This window comes from Massilia sp. AB1, from assembly GCF_018119385.1.
Lineage (GTDB): Bacteria > Pseudomonadota > Gammaproteobacteria > Burkholderiales > Burkholderiaceae_D > Telluria.
Genome location: NZ_JAGKSG010000024.1, coordinates 63,094 through 79,383 on the forward strand (window position 1 = coordinate 63,094; position 16,290 = coordinate 79,383).

Annotated in this window: 10 protein-coding genes; 3 read left to right on the plus strand and 7 right to left on the minus strand. The window is 66.6% G+C overall.

Annotation, left to right across the window (positions count from 1 at the left end; all coding sequences use genetic code 11):
* Positions 1-36: 36 nt before the first annotated feature.
* The 7 genes from J8847_RS14995 to folD form a co-directional block, all read right to left on the minus strand.
* Positions 37-1,542, minus strand: a complete 1,506-nt coding sequence (locus J8847_RS14995; RefSeq protein ID WP_211525517.1) for a CYTH and CHAD domain-containing protein — start codon at positions 1,540-1,542, stop codon at positions 37-39.
* Positions 1,543-1,603: 61 nt separating this feature from the next.
* Positions 1,604-3,127 (minus strand): FAD-dependent monooxygenase, encoded by a 1,524-nt coding sequence (locus J8847_RS15000; RefSeq protein ID WP_211525518.1) that lies wholly within the window; start codon positions 3,125-3,127, stop codon positions 1,604-1,606.
* Between the two features lie 77 nt (positions 3,128-3,204).
* Positions 3,205-5,343, minus strand: coding sequence for an NHL repeat-containing protein (locus J8847_RS15005; protein ID WP_211525519.1), 2,139 nt, complete (start codon positions 5,341-5,343; stop codon positions 3,205-3,207).
* Between the two features lie 233 nt (positions 5,344-5,576).
* Positions 5,577-5,951, minus strand: a complete 375-nt coding sequence (locus tag J8847_RS15010) for a hypothetical protein (protein WP_211525520.1) — start codon at positions 5,949-5,951, stop codon at positions 5,577-5,579.
* Positions 5,948-6,373 (minus strand): DNA polymerase III subunit chi, encoded by a 426-nt coding sequence (locus J8847_RS15015; protein ID WP_211525521.1) that lies wholly within the window; start codon positions 6,371-6,373, stop codon positions 5,948-5,950. Before J8847_RS15015 ends, J8847_RS15010 begins: the two co-directional genes overlap by 4 nt.
* A gap of 43 nt (positions 6,374-6,416) precedes the next feature.
* On the minus strand, positions 6,417-8,498 hold the full coding sequence (locus tag J8847_RS15020; protein ID WP_211525522.1) for a M3 family metallopeptidase: 2,082 nt from the start codon (positions 8,496-8,498) through the stop codon (positions 6,417-6,419).
* Between the two features lie 19 nt (positions 8,499-8,517).
* Entirely contained in the window at positions 8,518-9,423 is a 906-nt protein-coding gene (gene folD / locus J8847_RS15025) for a bifunctional methylenetetrahydrofolate dehydrogenase/methenyltetrahydrofolate cyclohydrolase FolD (protein WP_211525523.1), read from the minus strand.
* Positions 9,424-9,910: 487 nt separating this feature from the next.
* On the opposite strand from folD, the gene aceE reads away from it, so the two are divergent.
* From aceE to lpdA, 3 genes are all read left to right on the plus strand, one after another.
* Complete coding sequence (gene aceE / locus J8847_RS15030; RefSeq protein ID WP_211525524.1) at positions 9,911-12,607, plus strand: pyruvate dehydrogenase (acetyl-transferring), homodimeric type; 2,697 nt, start codon at positions 9,911-9,913, stop codon at positions 12,605-12,607.
* Positions 12,608-12,686: 79 nt separating this feature from the next.
* A complete protein-coding gene (gene aceF / locus J8847_RS15035) occupies positions 12,687-14,321 on the plus strand; it encodes a dihydrolipoyllysine-residue acetyltransferase (RefSeq protein ID WP_211525525.1) in 1,635 nt (544 codons plus the stop codon).
* Between the two features lie 13 nt (positions 14,322-14,334).
* On the plus strand, positions 14,335-16,155 hold the full coding sequence (gene lpdA, locus J8847_RS15040; protein WP_211525526.1) for a dihydrolipoyl dehydrogenase: 1,821 nt from the start codon (positions 14,335-14,337) through the stop codon (positions 16,153-16,155).
* Positions 16,156-16,290 lie beyond the last annotated feature (135 nt).

Below are 16,290 nucleotides of genomic sequence, written 5' to 3' on the forward strand. Positions count from 1 at the left end.
GCCCGTATCTGTTCCGCTGTCTTCGTCGTGCGCCCGTTACCGCTGGCGCGTGATCCGCAGTTTCACCAGACGCTTGAGCGGCTTGGCCAGCTCCTGCCCACCGGATTCGCCGACAGCGGCGAGGTAGCCCCGCACCCAGGACGCCTGGCGCGGCACCTGGCCGTGGCCGGCCGCGAGGCCGTCGAGGAGCCGGTCCGCCACCGCGAAGTCGTTGAGGGTGCCCAGGCGGTCCTGCAGGTCGGACAGCCGGCTCGTGTAGCGCCTGGTGCGCTTGCCCGGCAGCAGATCGTGGAAGAACTCGGCCGCATAGCGCGCCTTCTTGGCGGCGATGCGCACCTTGTGGCGCGCCGGAGCGTCTTGCGGATCGAGTGCCTTGATCCGCCGCGCCAGGCGCTTCTCGGCCTTGCACAGCAGCGGCAGCAGGCCGCGCGTGGCGCGCCCGGCCAGCGGGGACTTCCCCGGCAGGGCGCCGTCGGCACGCCACTGGCGGCCGCGCAGCCATCCATTAAGCTGGAGCATCAGCACCGTATAGCGCGGCGCATGCAAGGTGTGCAGCAACTGCTTGTGCAGGGCATTCGCCTTGTCCTGCGCCGCCGTGCGCAACGCCGCCGGATCGATCCCCTTGACGTGATCGAGCGTCCCCCCGGCCAGCACGTCCCAGTCGCGCGCGGCGCCCAGTTCGCCGGACAGCCAGTCCAGTCCTTCGCGGATCGCTTCCGGCGGCGCGGCCAGCTTCTCGAACATGTCGACCAGCGCCCGCAAACGGCGCAGGCCGACCCGCATCTGGTGCAGGCTCTCGACGTCCTTGCGCAGCACACCGGGCAGGTTGGCCTCGATCTGGCGCAGGCAGCTCAGGCCGATGCACCGGTAGGCGTCTTCCAGCGTCATGTGCTTGCCCAGCCTGATCTTCTCGGCCTTGACCGCCGGCGCCGGCTCGTCCGTCAGCATGGCGTAGCCGCGCGCGGCCAGGCTGGCGCCGCCCAGCTCGAGCGGGATGTCTTCGTGCAGGGCCAGCGCCAGTTCGAACAATTCGGCCGGATCGCCGCGCTCGAGTTCCAGCTCCAGCTCGGAAAACTGGGCGTGGCGGTCGCCACAGGCGATATCGCCGGCGTCGAGCGCGCAGCCGAGCTGGCGGCCATCGGGCAAGGCGATGTCCCAGGTGGTGCGGCGGGTGCTGCTCAGGAAGACCGGCTCCAGCCTGCCGGCCAGGCCCGGGTCGGCGAGCAGCCTGGCCAGCTCGGCCGGCTTGACCTGGCGCGCCAGCAGCTCGGGCTGGGGCTGGCCACTGGGCAGGGCCGATTCCCACTCGCCGCGGCGGTGCAGGCTGGACGCGGTGCGGGCGATCTGCACCCAGCTGTCGTTGTCATTGCGTACCCGCAAGGTGAGGCCGTGTTTCCAGAGGTCGCGCTCGGGCGTGTCGTACCAGGTGTCGGTCAGATGGTGTTCGCGCGGATCGCCCTGGGCACGCTCGGCCAGCATCGGATGGCTGCGCACGCGCTCCAGGGCGGAGGGCGGAACCTTGAGTGTCAGTTCGGTTTCCATGCGTCGTCCTTTCCCGGCTAGTGGAGCACAAGCGCAGCCAGGACGGCGCATGGATGGGGTGTTAGGAAAAGCGCCGGAACTCCCGGTCCGCAAAGTAGCCGGCAATCGCATCGCAGGAAGCGGTCGGGTCGCTCAGCCCCACGTAGTAGTCGGGCCGCACCAGGTAAACCGCATTGCGCTCGAACCCGGCGTCCTCGTGCACCTTGCCCCAACGGAAAACCTGTACCTGCAAGCCGTGGCGCAGGCACCAGTCGCGCAGCGCCTCGCGCGCCTCGCCGTAGACGTGGACTTGCCAGTCGATGCGCGCCGGCGTCGCGTAATTGTCCTGGCCATCGTGCACGGCCCAGGGCAGCCGGTCGCCGCCCTTGATGGCGCCGGCGATGCCGTCGGACAGCGGGCTGTCGTGGTACTGGATGGTCGTCTGGGAGATCATCCGGAACACGAATTCGCGCACCGTATCCAGGCTGTAGGCGGCGCTGGCGACCGTGGGCGCGATGTGCATGCGCACGAAGTCGGCGACACCGCCCTCGGCCGTGATGAAGGTGAAGGCGCGGTCGGTGGTGTCGACCAGCCTGCGCGCGAAGGCCAGGCGTTCGGCCTTGTAGGTGTCGAGCAGGGCGTCGCTGGCGTCGCCGCGCAGGACGCCGGCCAGCTTCCAGGCGAGGTTGATGGCGTCGCCGATGCCGGTGTTCATGCCCTGGCCGCCCGCCGGGCTGTGCACGTGGGCGGCGTCGCCCAGCAGGAAGGCGCGGCCGTGCCGGTACTGGTCGGTCACGCGGTGGTGCACGCGGTAGGTCGAGAACCAGTGCACCTGCTCGACCTTCACGCCCAGCCTTTCCATGGCCTTGTGGCTGACGTCGTCGAAGCTCTGGGTGCCGGGCTGGTCGTCGCGGTCGTCGCGGATGGTGCCGATCAGGCGCGCGCGGCCTTCGCCTCCGTAGGGGAAGAGCAGCAGGAAGTCCGAAGTATCGAGGGAGGCGTGGACTTCCTTGCCGGGGTCCATGCCCTGGATCCGCACGTCGGCCACGTAGAACAGGTGGGCGTAAGTTCCGCCAGGAAAACCGGCGCCCAGCTTGTGCCTCACGAAGGAATGGGCGCCGTCGCAGCCGGCCAGGAAGCGGGCCGTGCATTCGCGCTCGCCCTGGGGCGTGCGCAGGCGCGCCACGACCTTGTCACCCTGATCGTCGAACTCGACGAGTTCGGTCTGGCGCTGGACCTCCACGCCCGCCAGCTGAAGGCGCCGTTCCAGCAGGCGCTCGTGCCGGTCCTGCGGATAGATCAGCACGAAGGGATAGGGCGTGACGCGGCTCCCGGCGGAGAGGAAGTTCAGGTGGGCCTTGCGCTTGCCCTTGACCCACAGGTTGATCGCCTCGGCCGGTGCGCCTTCGGCGACGACCTCGTCGGCGATGCCGACCTGGCGGTACAGTTCCAGGATGCGCGCCTGGACCGCCATGGCGCGCGAAGTCGTGCCGGGCTCGGCGGCCTTGTCCACGATGCCGACCCGGATGCCCTGGTGCCCCAGCCACAATCCGAGAACCATCCCGGTCGGGCCCGCGCCTGCAATGAGTACGTCGTAGTCTTCCATGACCTTCTCCCGGCTGTTCCCGTCAGAGCGCCGGGGCGGGCTGTTTGTTCCCCGCGATTGTTGCTATCCTTCGGCGCCTACTCCACGATCAAGGCGAGGTCGCGTCCCTGCAAGGCCACCTGGCCGGCGTAGTCGGCCGCATAGATGCGCAAGGTGTAATTTCCTGGAGTCAGCGAGCCCACCTTCCAGCTGCCTGCCTCGACTTCACCGTTGTGCAGGCGGTTGTTTACAGCATAGTCGAACTGCGTGGATTTGCTGCCGTAGACCGTGATTCCGCTGGTCGGCGCGTAGACCAGTTTGACCGCGTCCGGATTGCGCGGCAGGCGGTCGTAGACCTGGGTCACCAGGGGCTGCTCGAAGCCGGCTACCGGCGTGCCGTCGGCCTGAAGCAGCTGGTAGCCCAGCTTGTAGAGGCCGAGCTTGCGGCGCGCCAGGTTGCCGTCCACCTGGTCGTAGGCGTTCACCACGATGTGCACCTCGCCCAGGCTGCGCGGCACGCGGAGCAGCTGGCCCTTCTTGGCGGTGATGCGCTTGTTGGCGCTGTCGTAGAGGGCAATGCGCTGGATGGTGGGGGAGACGCTGTCCGAGAAACCGACGAAGGGCAGGGTCAGCGGATTGACCACCATGCCGCCCTGGTAGTAGTCGAGGTGGACGTGAGACATGGCGTTGATGGTGCCGAGCGGATCGCCCACTTGGAAGCGGGTGCCGCGCGGCACCCGCACGCGCTCGGGCTTGCCCTTGGCGTCCAGCAGCAGCTGGAAGCGCGGGTCGAGGGCCTTGCCGCGCGTGTCGCGGCCGACCCGCATGTGGATATAGGACAGCGGACCGACGCTCAGGCCTTCGCCGAGCGCGCCGAAGGCCCAGTTGGCGTAAGGGTCGGTGACCTTGCCCGGGAATACGGCCAGCACCTTCTCGCCGACATCGGCGCGCACGTCCAGGCCGGCGTGGAAGTGATCGCGGCTGTCGCCGTTGTAGCTGCCGCGTACCTCGCCCATCACGCCCACGACTTCATGCACCATATCCTGCGGGCCGATCGGCCAGGGCATGGGCTGGGTGCGCCGCACCAGCGGCGGATGCGCGCGCGCCGGGGACGCTTCGCCGGGTTTCGGCTGGGCCAGGCGGTGCACGCGCGGCGCGGCGGCGTCCGTCACCACCAGGCTGCCGTCGCGGTCGACCGCGATCGCGCGCGGTCCGAATAGCTGGACCGTGCCGTCGCTGCCGAAGCCGTTCGGGTCGGGGGTGAGGTCGGCATCGAGCAGGGCGCGGTATTCGCCGTCCGGCTTGCGCTGCAGGATGCGCCCGCCCGAGCTGGCGGCGATGTAGAGGTAGCCGTCGCGCGTCACGGTGACGCCGACCGGGCGGCGCAGCACGGGGCGGCGGTCGTCCTCGGCGGGGACGGCGATGGTCGACACCAGGCCATCCGGGCCGATCATGCGGACCGCGTGGTTGCCGGTGTCGGCGACGTACAAGGTCCCGTCCAGGCTGACCGCGACCCCGCTCGGGGTGTCGAAGCCGGCGTCCGGGGCCGGGCCGTCCAGCTTGCCGGGCTTGCCGTTGCCGGCGACCGTCGTCACGCTGCCATCGAGCGCGATGCGGCGGATGCGGTCGTTGTAGGTGTCGGCCACGTAGACGATGCCGGCGGCGTCCACGGCGACGCCGACCGGGCCGTTGAACTGGGCCGCGCGGCCCAGGCCGTCCTGGTAGTCGGGCGCGCCGCTGCCGGCCAGCGTGGTGACCGTGCCGTCCTTCGCGATCTTGCGGATCGCATGGTTGCCGGTGTCGGCCACGTACAGGTTGCCCTGGTGGTCGAGGGCGAGGCCGGACGGCGTGTGGAAGGCCGCGGTTTCGCCCTTGCCATCGGCGAAGCCTTCGCGGCCGCCGGCCAGGGTGGAGACCGTGCCGTCGCGGTCGATGATGCGGATGCGGTTGCTGTCGCCGCCGTCGCTCACAAAGATGCGCCCGCGCGGCTCGATGGCGACGCCGTAGGGATCGCTGAAGCGGCTGGCGGCGGCCGCGCCGTCGGCGAAGCCGGGCAGGCCATTGCCGGCAAGGGTGGTGACGCGGGCGGGCCAGAAGGGCGTGGTCGAGGTGACGGCGGGCGTGAGCACGGCCACGCCGCCGGGCTCGCGCCCGATGAAGTCGGTGAAGTACAGGGCCGTCCCGGCGGCCAGGATGGCGGCGCCTGCGAGCGCCGCGATGAGGGTGGTTCGTTTCACTGGTGCGGCTTGTTGAATGGCTCAGGCCGCAATCTTAGCCGATAGGTCGGGAATGCGTCGTTTGGGCGGTGCGAATTGCCCGATCCGTGTGATGTAGGGTGGGCGGGTTTCCCGCCCACGCGTTCAACTTGGCAAGATTCGCCTATACGGTAATACGACGCTAACTATCACCGCGTGGACGGCGAAGCCGGCTGCGCGCCCCGGTCCACCCTACGATTGTTCAGCGTTGGCGGCTATTTGCCGAGGGTCTGGAGATGCGAAATTTCCTGGGCCACGGCCTGGGTAACGACTTCGCCAATGGTCTGCTCCAGGTTGGCGCGCAGCTGGCCGGTGAAGCCTTGCAGCGCTCCGTTGACCGCTTCGGCGATGCCGTCGCGCAGGCGCTGCTCGATCACGAAATCGATCCGGCCCTGCAGCTGCTGCAGGATGCGCTCGGTCACGCGCCGTTCCAGCACGCTCCACTCCTCGCCGGTCCAGCGTTCGACGGCGCGCCGCTCCAGCTGTTCGGCGGGGGCGGCCTGCTCGGGCGCAGGGGAAGACGCAACCGGCTCGACGACGACTTCCGTCAGCACCGGAATGCTCGGATCGAATGAAGAGTTCTGGCTCATGACTGTCCTGCGACGAAGTGGGTCAGGGGATAGGACTGCTTCTTGTACGCGACGTAGCGCTTGCGCCCTTCGGCGGCGTCAAGCTCGTCGGTGGAGATGATCTCGAATACGCGCGCAAACTGGTCGACGATCGCAGGCGTGCGCCGGGTCAGGTTGACCAGCATCTCGTGGTGCGGCAGCGGCGCGGCTTCATCGGCGGTGATGATCACCGGCGTCTGCGGCGCCAGCGGGTCGCCCGCCGGCACGTGCGGGATGAAGTCGGTGTCGCCGACCATCCACAGCGCTTCGTTCAGGGCCGCCGCCTGTTCCTCGCTCTCGGCCAGCACCACGACCTTGGCGCGCGAGGCATAGGCCTTGCGCGCCAGGCGGCAGGCGTAGGTCAGCTTGTCGGGGATGTTGGTGTGGAAGTCGATCCGGGTCATGTCGTATGTCAAAAAAAAGGGGAGGGCCAGCCTCCCCGGTGCATCAGGCGTTCATGCCGCTGTGGCGCAGCAGGGCGTCGATGCTGGGTTCGCGGCCGCGGAAGGCCTTGAACGATTCCAGCGCCGGGCGCGAACCGCCCACCGCCAGGATCTCGCGCTGGAAGCGGCGCCCGGTCTCGATGATCTGGTCGCCGCCATGCTCCAGCGCTTCCTCGAAGGCCGCGTAGGCGTCGGCGGACAGCACCTCGGCCCACTTGTAGCTGTAGTAGCCGGCCGCGTAGCCGCCCGCGAAGATGTGGCTGAACGAATGCTGGAAGCGGTTGAAGCTCGGCGGGATGATGACCGAGAACTGCTTGCGGATGCCGTCGATCAGCTCCTGCACGGTGCGCTCGCTGGTCGGGTCGAAATCGTAGTGCAGGTGCATGTCGATCAGCGAGAACTCGACCTGGCGCAGGGTCTGCATGCCGGCCTGGAAGTTCTTCGCCGCCGTCATCTTGTCGAACAGCGCGCGCGGCAGCGGCTCACCCGTCTTCACGTGGGCGGTCATCTGCTGCAGCTTGTCCCACTCCCAGCAGAAGTTCTCCATGAACTGCGACGGCAGCTCCACCGCATCCCATTCGACGCCGGAGATGCCGGACACCGACAGCTCCTCGACTTCGGTCAGCATGTGGTGCAGGCCGTGGCCGAACTCGTGGAACAGGGTGATGACCTCGTCGTGCGTGAACAGCGAAGGCTGCAGCTTGCCGTCCACCGTTGCCGGCGGGGTGAAGTTGCAGGTCAGGTAGGCGATCGGGGTCTGCACGATGCCGCCGGTTGCCAGGCGGCGGCCGCGCGCGTCGTCCATCCAGGCGCCCTGCGCCTTGCCGGCGCGTGCGTACAGGTCGAGGTAGAACTGGCCGACCAGCTGGCCGTCGCGCTCGATGCGGAAGAAGCGCACGTCCGGGTGCCACACGGGCGCGTCGTCAGGCTTGATCTGGACCGAGAACAGGTTCTGGATCACGTTGAACAGGCCCTCGACCACTTTCGGCTCGGGGAAGTATTCCTTCACTTCCTGGGCCGAGAAGGCGTAGCGCTTTTCGCGCAGCTTTTCCGAGGCATAGGTCACGTCCCAGGACTGCATGTCCGGGAGGGCCAGCTCGTCGCGGGCGAAGGCGCGCAGCTCTTCCAGGTCCTTCTCGGCGAAGGGGCGGGCGCGGCGCGCCAGGTCTTCGAGGAACTCGACCACGTGCTTCGGGCTCTCGGCCATCTTCGGCACCAGCGAGACCTCGGCGAAGTTGGCGTATTCCAGCAGCTGGGCTTCTTCGTGGCGCAGCTTGAGCAGGTCGACGATGACGCCCGAGTTGTCCCACTTCTCGCGCTCGCTGAACACCACGCCTTCCTCGGAAGCCTTGGTGGCGCTGGCGCGGTAGATCTTCTCGCGCAGCGCGCGGTGGTGGGCCATCTGCAGGACCGGGAAATAGGACGGGAAATGCAGGGTGAACATCCAGCCGGCCTTGCCGTCCTTTTCGGCCGCGGCGCGGGCGGCCTGCTTGACGTCCTCGGGCAGGCCGGACAGCTCGGCTTCGTGCTCGACCAGCAGCTTGTAGTCGTTGGTCGCGTCCAGCACGTTCTGCGAGAAGCGGGTCGACAGCGCGGCCTGCTGCTCCTGGATCTCGGCGAAGCGCTGCTTCTTATCTTCGGGCAGCTCGGCGCCGCCCAGGCGGAAGTCGCGCAGCGCGTTCTCGACGATGCGCTTGCGCGCGGCGCTGAAGCTCGCGAAGTCCGGACTGTTGCGCAGCGCCTTGTACTTGGCGAACAGCGCCTCGTTCTGGCCCACGGCGGTCCAGAACTCGGTCACCTTGGGCTGGTTCTCGTTGTAGGCGGCGCGCAGCTCGGGCGTGTCGGCCACGTGGTTGAGGTGGTTGACCACGCCCCAGGCGCGGCCCAGGCGCTCGGTGGCTTCCTCGAGCGGGACCACGAAGCTGTCCCAGGTCACCGTGTCGGCTGGCGCTTCCAGCCGGGTCACGACGTCGGCGGCTTCCTTGATCAGCTGCTCGATGGCCGGCGTGACGTGTTCCGGGCGGAACTGGTCGAAGCGCGGCAGGCCGGAAAAATCGAGGAGGGGATTGCTGGTCTCGAGGCTCATGGTCTTCCTTCCTGAAAGGTTATGCCAGGCCGGGCTTCGGTTCCATTCCTTTTGCCTGGCCGGTTGCTTGGCTGCTGGAGTGCACACGTTCTGCGGACTCCACGGTGTTCATCAACAGCATGGTAATCGTCATCGGGCCGACGCCGCCCGGCACCGGGGTAATGTGCGCGGCGACTTCGCTCACGCCGGCAAAGTCCACGTCGCCGCACAGCTTGCCGGCGTCGTCGCGGTTCATGCCGACGTCGATCACGATCGCGCCCGGCTTGACCATGTCGGCGGTCAGGGTGTTGCGGCGGCCGACGGCGGCCACGACCACGTCGGCCTGGCGGGTGTGGTAGCCCAGGTCCGGCGTTGCGCTATGGCAGATGGTGACGGTCGCGTTGGCTTGCAAGAGCAGCAGGGCCATCGGCTTGCCGACGGTGTTGCTGCGGCCGATCACCACGGCGTGCTTGCCGCGCAGGTCGATGCCGGTGGTCTCGATCAGCTTCATGCAGCCGTACGGGGTGCAGGGGCGGAAGCCCGGCAGGTTGGCGACCAGTTCGCCGGCCGACAGCACCGAATAGCCGTCCACGTCCTTGCTGGTGGCGATGGCTTCGATGACCTTGCTCGGGTTGATGTGCTTGGGCAGGGGCATCTGGACCAGGATGCCGTGGATCGCCGGGTCGGCGTTCAGGGCGGCGATGCGGTCGAGCAGGGCCTGCTCGGTGAGGTCGGCGTCGTACTTCTCCAGCACCGAGTGGAAGCCCACGTCGCCGCAGGCCTTGACCTTGTTGCGCACGTAGACGTGGCTGGCCGGGTCTTCGCCGACCAGGATCACGGCCAGGCCGGGCTGCTTGCCGGCGGCGGTGAGTTTGGCGGCGCGTTCCTTGATGTCGGCGCGCAGTTGTTGGGAAAGGAGGACTCCGTCGATCAGTTGGGCAGGCATGGGTAGGCTCGGGCTGGGCAAAAATGAAATTATAAAGCCCGCGCCCGTATCGCGCGCCGCGTGGGGACAAGCATTGTCATATTCATAGTTAAAGTTCGCATACCCCATCCGTCGCTCCCGCCACTGGCGGCAGCGACTCCCGGCGAAGGCCGGGACCCAAGTTAAGCAGCGTTGACGCGAACAAACTTGGGTCCCGGCCTTCGCCGGGACGACGGATGTATTTATGCCATAGGTGAGAGGACAGTTAGCAGCTTCTGCCAATGCACTTCGTTATAGGATTGGCAAGTTAAGCAAACCGCACGAGCGACCGAAAAATGTGCGGTTGCAGCATATGATTTCACATAATGAAACTACATATCGCAATTTGAAAAAGAAAAATACCGCTGTTAGAATCCATGGGTTTATTAATCGATATTTGAAATTTCACCACTTCGCCGCCAGCCATGTTTAGGGATCGGGTGGGGCGCATACTCAAGGAGACGCATTAATGTCAGCTCAACTCGACCAGTTGACGGCACAAGCTGCCAACGACCCGGACACCCTCGAGACCCAGGAATGGCTCGACGCCCTGGAAGCGGTGATCGAACATGAGGGTACCGAACGCGCCCACTACCTGATGGAGCGCATGGTCGACCTGGCGCGCCGCCGCGGCGCCCACATCCCGTTCTCGAGCAACACCGCCTACGTGAACACCATCCCGGCCCACCTCAACGTGAACTGCCCGGGCAACCTCGAATACGAAGAGCGCCTGCGCTCGTGGATGCGCTGGAACGCGATGGCGATGGTGGTCAAGGCCAACCGCGCCGACGGCGACCTGGGCGGCCACATCTCGTCCTTCGCCTCGCTGGCCAACATGCTGGGCATCGGCTTCAACCACTTCTGGCACGCCCCGACCGAAGAGCACGGCGGCGACCTGCTGTACATCCAGGGCCACAGCTCGCCCGGCATCTACGCGCGCGCCTACCTCGAAGGCCGCATCAGCGAAGAGCAGATGCTGAACTTCCGCCGCGAAGTCGACGGCAAGGGCCTGTCGTCCTACCCGCACCCGAAACTGATGCCGGACTTCTGGCAGTTCCCGACCGTCTCGATGGGCCTGGGCCCGCTGATGGCGATCTACCAGGCGCGCTTCCTGAAGTACCTGCACGCGCGCGGCATCGCCAACACCGAAGCCCGTAAAGTCTGGGTCTTCTGCGGCGACGGCGAGATGGACGAGCCGGAATCGATGGGCGCGATCGGCATGGCCGCGCGCGAGCGCCTCGACAACCTGGTCATGGTCGTCAACTGCAACCTGCAGCGCCTGGACGGCCCGGTGCGCGGCAACGGCAAGATCATCCAGGAACTGGAAGCGGACTTCCGCGGCGCCGGCTGGAACGTGGTCAAGGTCATCTGGGGCTCGCAGTGGGACGCCCTGCTGTCGAAGGACAAGGACGGCATCCTGCAGCGCGTGATGATGGAAACCGTCGACGGCGAATACCAGAACTACAAGGCCAAGGACGGCGCCTACGTGCGCAAGCACTTCTTCGGCAAGCATCCGAAGCTGCTCGAAATGGTCGCCAACATGAGCGACGACGACATCTGGCGCCTGACCCGCGGCGGCCACGACCCGCACAAGATCTACGCCGCGTTCAAGAACGCCCAGGAGAACAAGGGTTCGCCGACCGTGCTGCTGGTGAAGACCGTCAAGGGTTTCGGCATGGGCAAGTCGGGCGAGGCGCGCAACACCGCGCACCAGACCAAGAAGCTGGACGACGAGGCGATCCGCGAAATGCGCGACCGCTTCAACATCCCGATCCCGGACGACAAGCTGGCCGAGATCCCGTTCTTCAAGCCGTCCGACGACGCGCCTGAAATGAAATACCTGCACGAGCGCCGCAAGGCCCTCGGCGGCTACCTGCCGCAGCGCCGCGTCAAGGCCGACGAAGCCCTGGTGGTGCCGAAGCTGGAAACCTTCAAGGCCGTGCTCGAGCCGACCGCGGAAGGCCGCGAGATCTCGACCACCCAGTCCTACGTGCGCGTGATCACCAGCCTGCTGAAGGATCCGAGCATCGGCCAGCGCATCGTGCCGATCCTGGTCGACGAATCGCGTACCTTCGGCATGGAAGGCCTGTTCCGCCAGATCGGCATCTTCAACCAGCAGGGCCAGCTGTACGAGCCGGTCGACCGCGACCAGGTGATGTACTACCGCGAAGACAAGGCGGGCCAGATCCTGCAGGAAGGTATCAACGAAGCGGGCGGCATGAGCTCGTGGATCGCCGCGGCGACCTCGTACTCGTCGAACAACCGCACGATGATCCCGTTCTACACGTTCTACTCGATGTTCGGCATGCAGCGCGTGGGCGACCTGGTCTGGCTGGCGGGCGACATCCGCGCGCGCGGCTTCCTGATGGGCGGCACCGCCGGCCGCACCACGCTGAACGGCGAAGGCCTGCAGCATGAGGACGGCCACAGCCACATCATCGCCGCCACGGTCCCGAACTGCCTGCCGTACGATCCGACCTTCGGCCACGAAGTGGCGGTGATCATCCAGGACGGCCTGCGCCGCATGGTGGAAGAACAGGAAGACGTGTTCTACTACATCACCATCATGAACGAGAACTACCAGCATCCGGGCCTGAAGCCAGGCCAGGAAGAGGGCATCCTGAAGGGCATGTACCTGCTGCAGGAAGGCGATCAGCAGGCACAGAACCGCGTGCAGCTGATCGGCTGCGGCACCATCCTGCGCGAGTCGATTTTCGCGGCCGAGCTGCTGAAGAACGACTGGGGCGTCGCCGCCGACGTGTGGTCGGCTCCTTCCTTGACGCTGCTGGCCCGCGACGGCCAGGACGCCGAGCGCTGGAACATGGTGAACCCGGACGCCGAGCAGCGCGTGCCTTACGTGACCTCGCTGATGCAGAACACCACCGGCCCGATCGTCGCGACCACCGACTACATGCGCATGTTCGCCGAGCAGATCCGCGCCTTCATGCCGAAGGACCGCACCTACAAGGTGCTGGGCACCGACGGCTTCGGCCGCTCGGATTCGCGCGTCAAGCTGCGCGAGTTCTTCGAGGTGAACCGCTACTACGTGACCGTGGCTGCACTGCGCGCGCTGGCCGACGAAGGCAAGATCGAGCGCTCGGTCGTGGCGCAGGCGATTGCGAAGTACGGTATCGATCCGAACAAGCCGAATCCTGTGACCCAGTAAATGCTCACCGCTCGTCGTCCCGGCCTGCGCCGGGATGACGGGTTGAAGCTAACTCGAAAAATAATTTGGAGCTAACACTATGAGCATTGTGGAAGTCAAAGTCCCCGACATCGGCGACTTCAAGGAAGTCGAAGTGATCGAGCTGATGGTCAAGCCGGGCGACACCATCAAGGTCGACCAGTCGCTGATCACGGTCGAATCCGACAAGGCCAGCATGGAAATCCCGTCGAGCCATGCCGGGGTCGTCAAAGAAATCAAAGTGAAAGTCGGCGACAAGGTCGCCGAAGGCTCGCTCGTGCTGATGCTCGAGGAGTCCGCCGGCGCCGCTGCGCCTGCACCGGCCGCTGCCGCACCGGCGCCAGCCGCTGAAGCAGCGCCTGCTCCGAGCGCGGCACCGGCAGCCCCGGCCGCATCGGGCGGCATCGTCGAAGTCAAGGTCCCGGACATCGGCGACTTCAAGGAAGTCGAAGTCATTGAACTGATGGTCAAGCCGGGCGACACCGTCAAGGTCGACCAGTCGCTGATCACGGTCGAATCGGACAAGGCCAGCATGGAGATCCCGTCGAGCCATGCCGGCGTCGTGAAGGAAATCAAGGTCAAGGTCGGCGACAAGGTTGCCGAAGGTTCGCTCGTGCTGATGCTCGAAGCCACCGGCGGCGCGCCTGCCGCAGCCGCCCCGGCCGCAGCACCTGCCGCTGCTCAGGCAGCCGCACCAGCCGCTGCCGCTCCGGCTCCTGCAGCAGCTCCGGCACCGGCCGCAGCCCCTGCACAAGGCGTCACCGGCTCGAAAGCCCATGCCTCGCCGTCGATCCGCAAGTTCGCCCGCGAACTGGGCGTCGACCTGGGCCGCGTGCCGGGCACCGGCCCGAAAGGCCGCATCACCCAGCAGGACGTGCAGAACTTCGTCAAGGGCGTGATGGCCGCAGGCCCGACCGCTGCAGCCCCGGCCAAGGCCGGCGGTGGCGGCGGCATGGATGTGCTGCCGTGGCCGTCGCTGGACTTCTCGAAGTTCGGCCCGACCGAAACCGTGGCCCTGCCGCGGATCAAGAAGATCTCGGGTCCGAACCTGCACCGCAACTGGGTCATGATCCCGCACGTCACGCACTTCGAAGACGCCGACGTGACCGACCTGGAACAGTTCCGCGTCGATTCGAACGCCGCGCTGGCCAAGCAGAAGTCGACCGTCAAGCTGACCATGCTGGCCTTCGTGATCAAGGCATCGGTCGCGGCGCTGAAGAAGTTCCCGCAATTTAACTCGTCGCTGTCGGAAGACGGCGGCAGCCTGATCGTCAAGCAGTACTTCAACATCGGCTTCGCGGCCGACACCCCGAACGGCCTGGTGGTCCCGGTCGTGAAGGATGCCGACAAGAAGACGATTTCGCAGATCGCCGTCGAAATGGGCGAACTGTCGGCGCAGGCGCGCGACGGCAAGCTCTCGCCGGCAGCGATGCAGGGCGCGACCTTCACCATCTCGTCGCTGGGCGGTATCGGCGGCACCGCGTTCACCCCGATCATCAACGCACCGGAAGTGGCCATCCTGGGCCTGTCCAAGTCCGCGATGAAGCCGGTGTGGGACGGCTCGGCCTTCCAGCCGCGCCTGATGCTGCCGCTGTCGCTGTCCTACGACCACCGCGTGATCGACGGCGCCGGCGCCGCACGCTTCGCCGCGTACCTGGCCGAGGTGCTGGCCGACCTGCGCAAGACCCTTCTGTGATTGGAGCGGACCGATGAGCACTGTTGAAGTGAAAGTCCCGAACATCGGCGACTTCAAGGATGTGGAAGTGATCGAGCTGCTGGTCAAGGCGGGCGACACCATCAAGGTCGACCAGTCGCTGGTCACTGTCGAATCCGACAAGGCCAGCATGGAAATCCCGTCGACCCACGCGGGCGTCGTGAAGGAGCTGAAGGTCAAGGTTGGCGATAAGGTCAACGAAGGCTCGCTGCTGCTGATGCTGGACGAATCCGGCGCAGGCGCCGCACCTGCTGCTGCTCCTGCCGCAGCTCCGGCAGCCGCGCCTGCGCAGGCCCCGGCGAACAAGCCGGCCGATTCGTACGCCCCGGCCCACCCGACCCCGTCCGCCCCTGCGGCCCCGGCGCCGGGCGCCGCCAGCTACAGCGGCCAGGTCGACGTCGAGTGCGAGATGATGGTCCTGGGCGCGGGCCCGGGCGGCTACTCGGCTGCCTTCCGCGCCGCCGACCTCGGCATGAACACCGTGCTGGTCGAGCGCTACGCCACCCTGGGCGGTGTCTGCCTGAACGTGGGCTGCATCCCGTCGAAGGCGCTGCTGCACGTGGCGCACGTGATCGACGAGACCGCCCACATGGGCGACGTCGGCGTCACCTTCGCCAAGCCGGAAGTCGATATCGACAAGCTGCGCGGCTTCAAGGACGGCGTGGTCAAGAAGATGACCGGCGGCCTGAATTTCATGGCCAAGGCGCGCAAGGTCAATGTGGTGCAGGGCGTGGGCCAGTTCCTCAGCCCGAACCACATCGAAGTGACCGGCCCGGACGGCGCCAGGAAGGTCATCAAGTTCCAGAAGGCGATCATCGCCGCCGGTTCCTCGGTGGTGAAGCTGCCTTTCGTGCCGGAAGATCCGCGCATCGTCGATTCGACCGGCGCGCTGGAGCTGCGCCAGGTGCCGAAGCGCATGCTGGTGATCGGCGGCGGCATCATTGGCCTGGAGATGGCGACTGTGTACTCGACCCTGGGTGCGCGCATCGACGTGGTCGAGATGATGGACGGCCTGATGCAGGGCGCGGACCGCGACGCGGTGCGTGTCTGGCAGAAGCACAATGCCCACCGCTTCGACAACATCATGCTGAAGACCAAGACCGTCGGCGTGGAAGCGCTGCCGGAAGGGATCAAGGTGTCCTTCGAAGCGGCGGAAGCCGGCGTCACCGCGCCTGAGCCGCAGCTCTACGACCTGGTGCTGGTGGCCGTGGGCCGCAGCCCGAACGGCAAGAAGGTCGGCGCGGACAAGGCCGGTGTCGCGGTGAGCGACCGTGGCTTCATCCCGGTCGACAGCCAGATGCGCACCAATGTGCCGCACATCTTCGCGATCGGCGACCTGGTCGGCCAGCCGATGCTGGCCCACAAGGCGGTGCACGAGGCGCACGTGGCGGCGGAAGCGGCCCACGGCGAGAAGGCGCACTTCGACGTCAAGGTGATTCCGTCGGTGGCCTACACCGATCCGGAAGTGGCATGGGTCGGCATCACGGAAGAGGAAGCCAAGGCCAAGGGCATCAAGGTCGAGAAGGGCCACTTCCCGTGGTCCGCGAGCGGCCGCGCCGTGGCCAACGGCCGCGACGAAGGCTTCACCAAGCTGCTGTTCGATGCCGAGACGCACCGCATCATCGGCGGCACCATCGTGGGCACCAGCGCGGGCGACATGATCGGCGAAGTGGCGCTGGCGATCGAGATGGGCGCGGATGGCGTGGATATCGGCAAGACCATTCACCCGCACCCGACCCTGGGCGAGTCGATCGGCATGGCTGCCGAGGCTTATGAAGGCACTTGCACGGACTTGCCGCCGCCGCGCAAGCGTTGATCGGTTTCTGAGCGTATGAAAACGGGGCCTCTTTGGTCCTAATGCCGTTCAGTTAAGACTGAACGGCATTTTTCTTTTCAGGTGTTGTAAACGGTAGCTGAGGCTGTTAACCTGCGTCACCATGTTTGATGACGT

Bases quoted from the DNA above. Each gene is read 5' to 3' on its own strand.
- J8847_RS14995 (WP_211525517.1), bottom strand. From the start codon at position 1,542: ATGGAAACCGAACTGACACTCAAGGTTCCGCCCTCCGCCCTGGAGCGC.
- J8847_RS15000 (WP_211525518.1), bottom strand. From the start codon at position 3,127: ATGGAAGACTACGACGTACTCATTGCAGGCGCGGGCCCGACCGGGATG.
- J8847_RS15010 (WP_211525520.1), bottom strand. From the start codon at position 5,951: ATGAGCCAGAACTCTTCATTCGATCCGAGCATTCCGGTGCTGACGGAA.
- J8847_RS15015 (WP_211525521.1), bottom strand. From the start codon at position 6,373: ATGACCCGGATCGACTTCCACACCAACATCCCCGACAAGCTGACCTAC.
- J8847_RS15020 (WP_211525522.1), bottom strand. From the start codon at position 8,498: ATGAGCCTCGAGACCAGCAATCCCCTCCTCGATTTTTCCGGCCTGCCG.
- folD (WP_211525523.1), bottom strand. From the start codon at position 9,423: ATGCCTGCCCAACTGATCGACGGAGTCCTCCTTTCCCAACAACTGCGC.
- aceE (WP_211525524.1), top strand. From the start codon at position 9,911: ATGTCAGCTCAACTCGACCAGTTGACGGCACAAGCTGCCAACGACCCG.
- aceF (WP_211525525.1), top strand. From the start codon at position 12,687: ATGAGCATTGTGGAAGTCAAAGTCCCCGACATCGGCGACTTCAAGGAA.
- lpdA (WP_211525526.1), top strand. From the start codon at position 14,335: ATGAGCACTGTTGAAGTGAAAGTCCCGAACATCGGCGACTTCAAGGAT.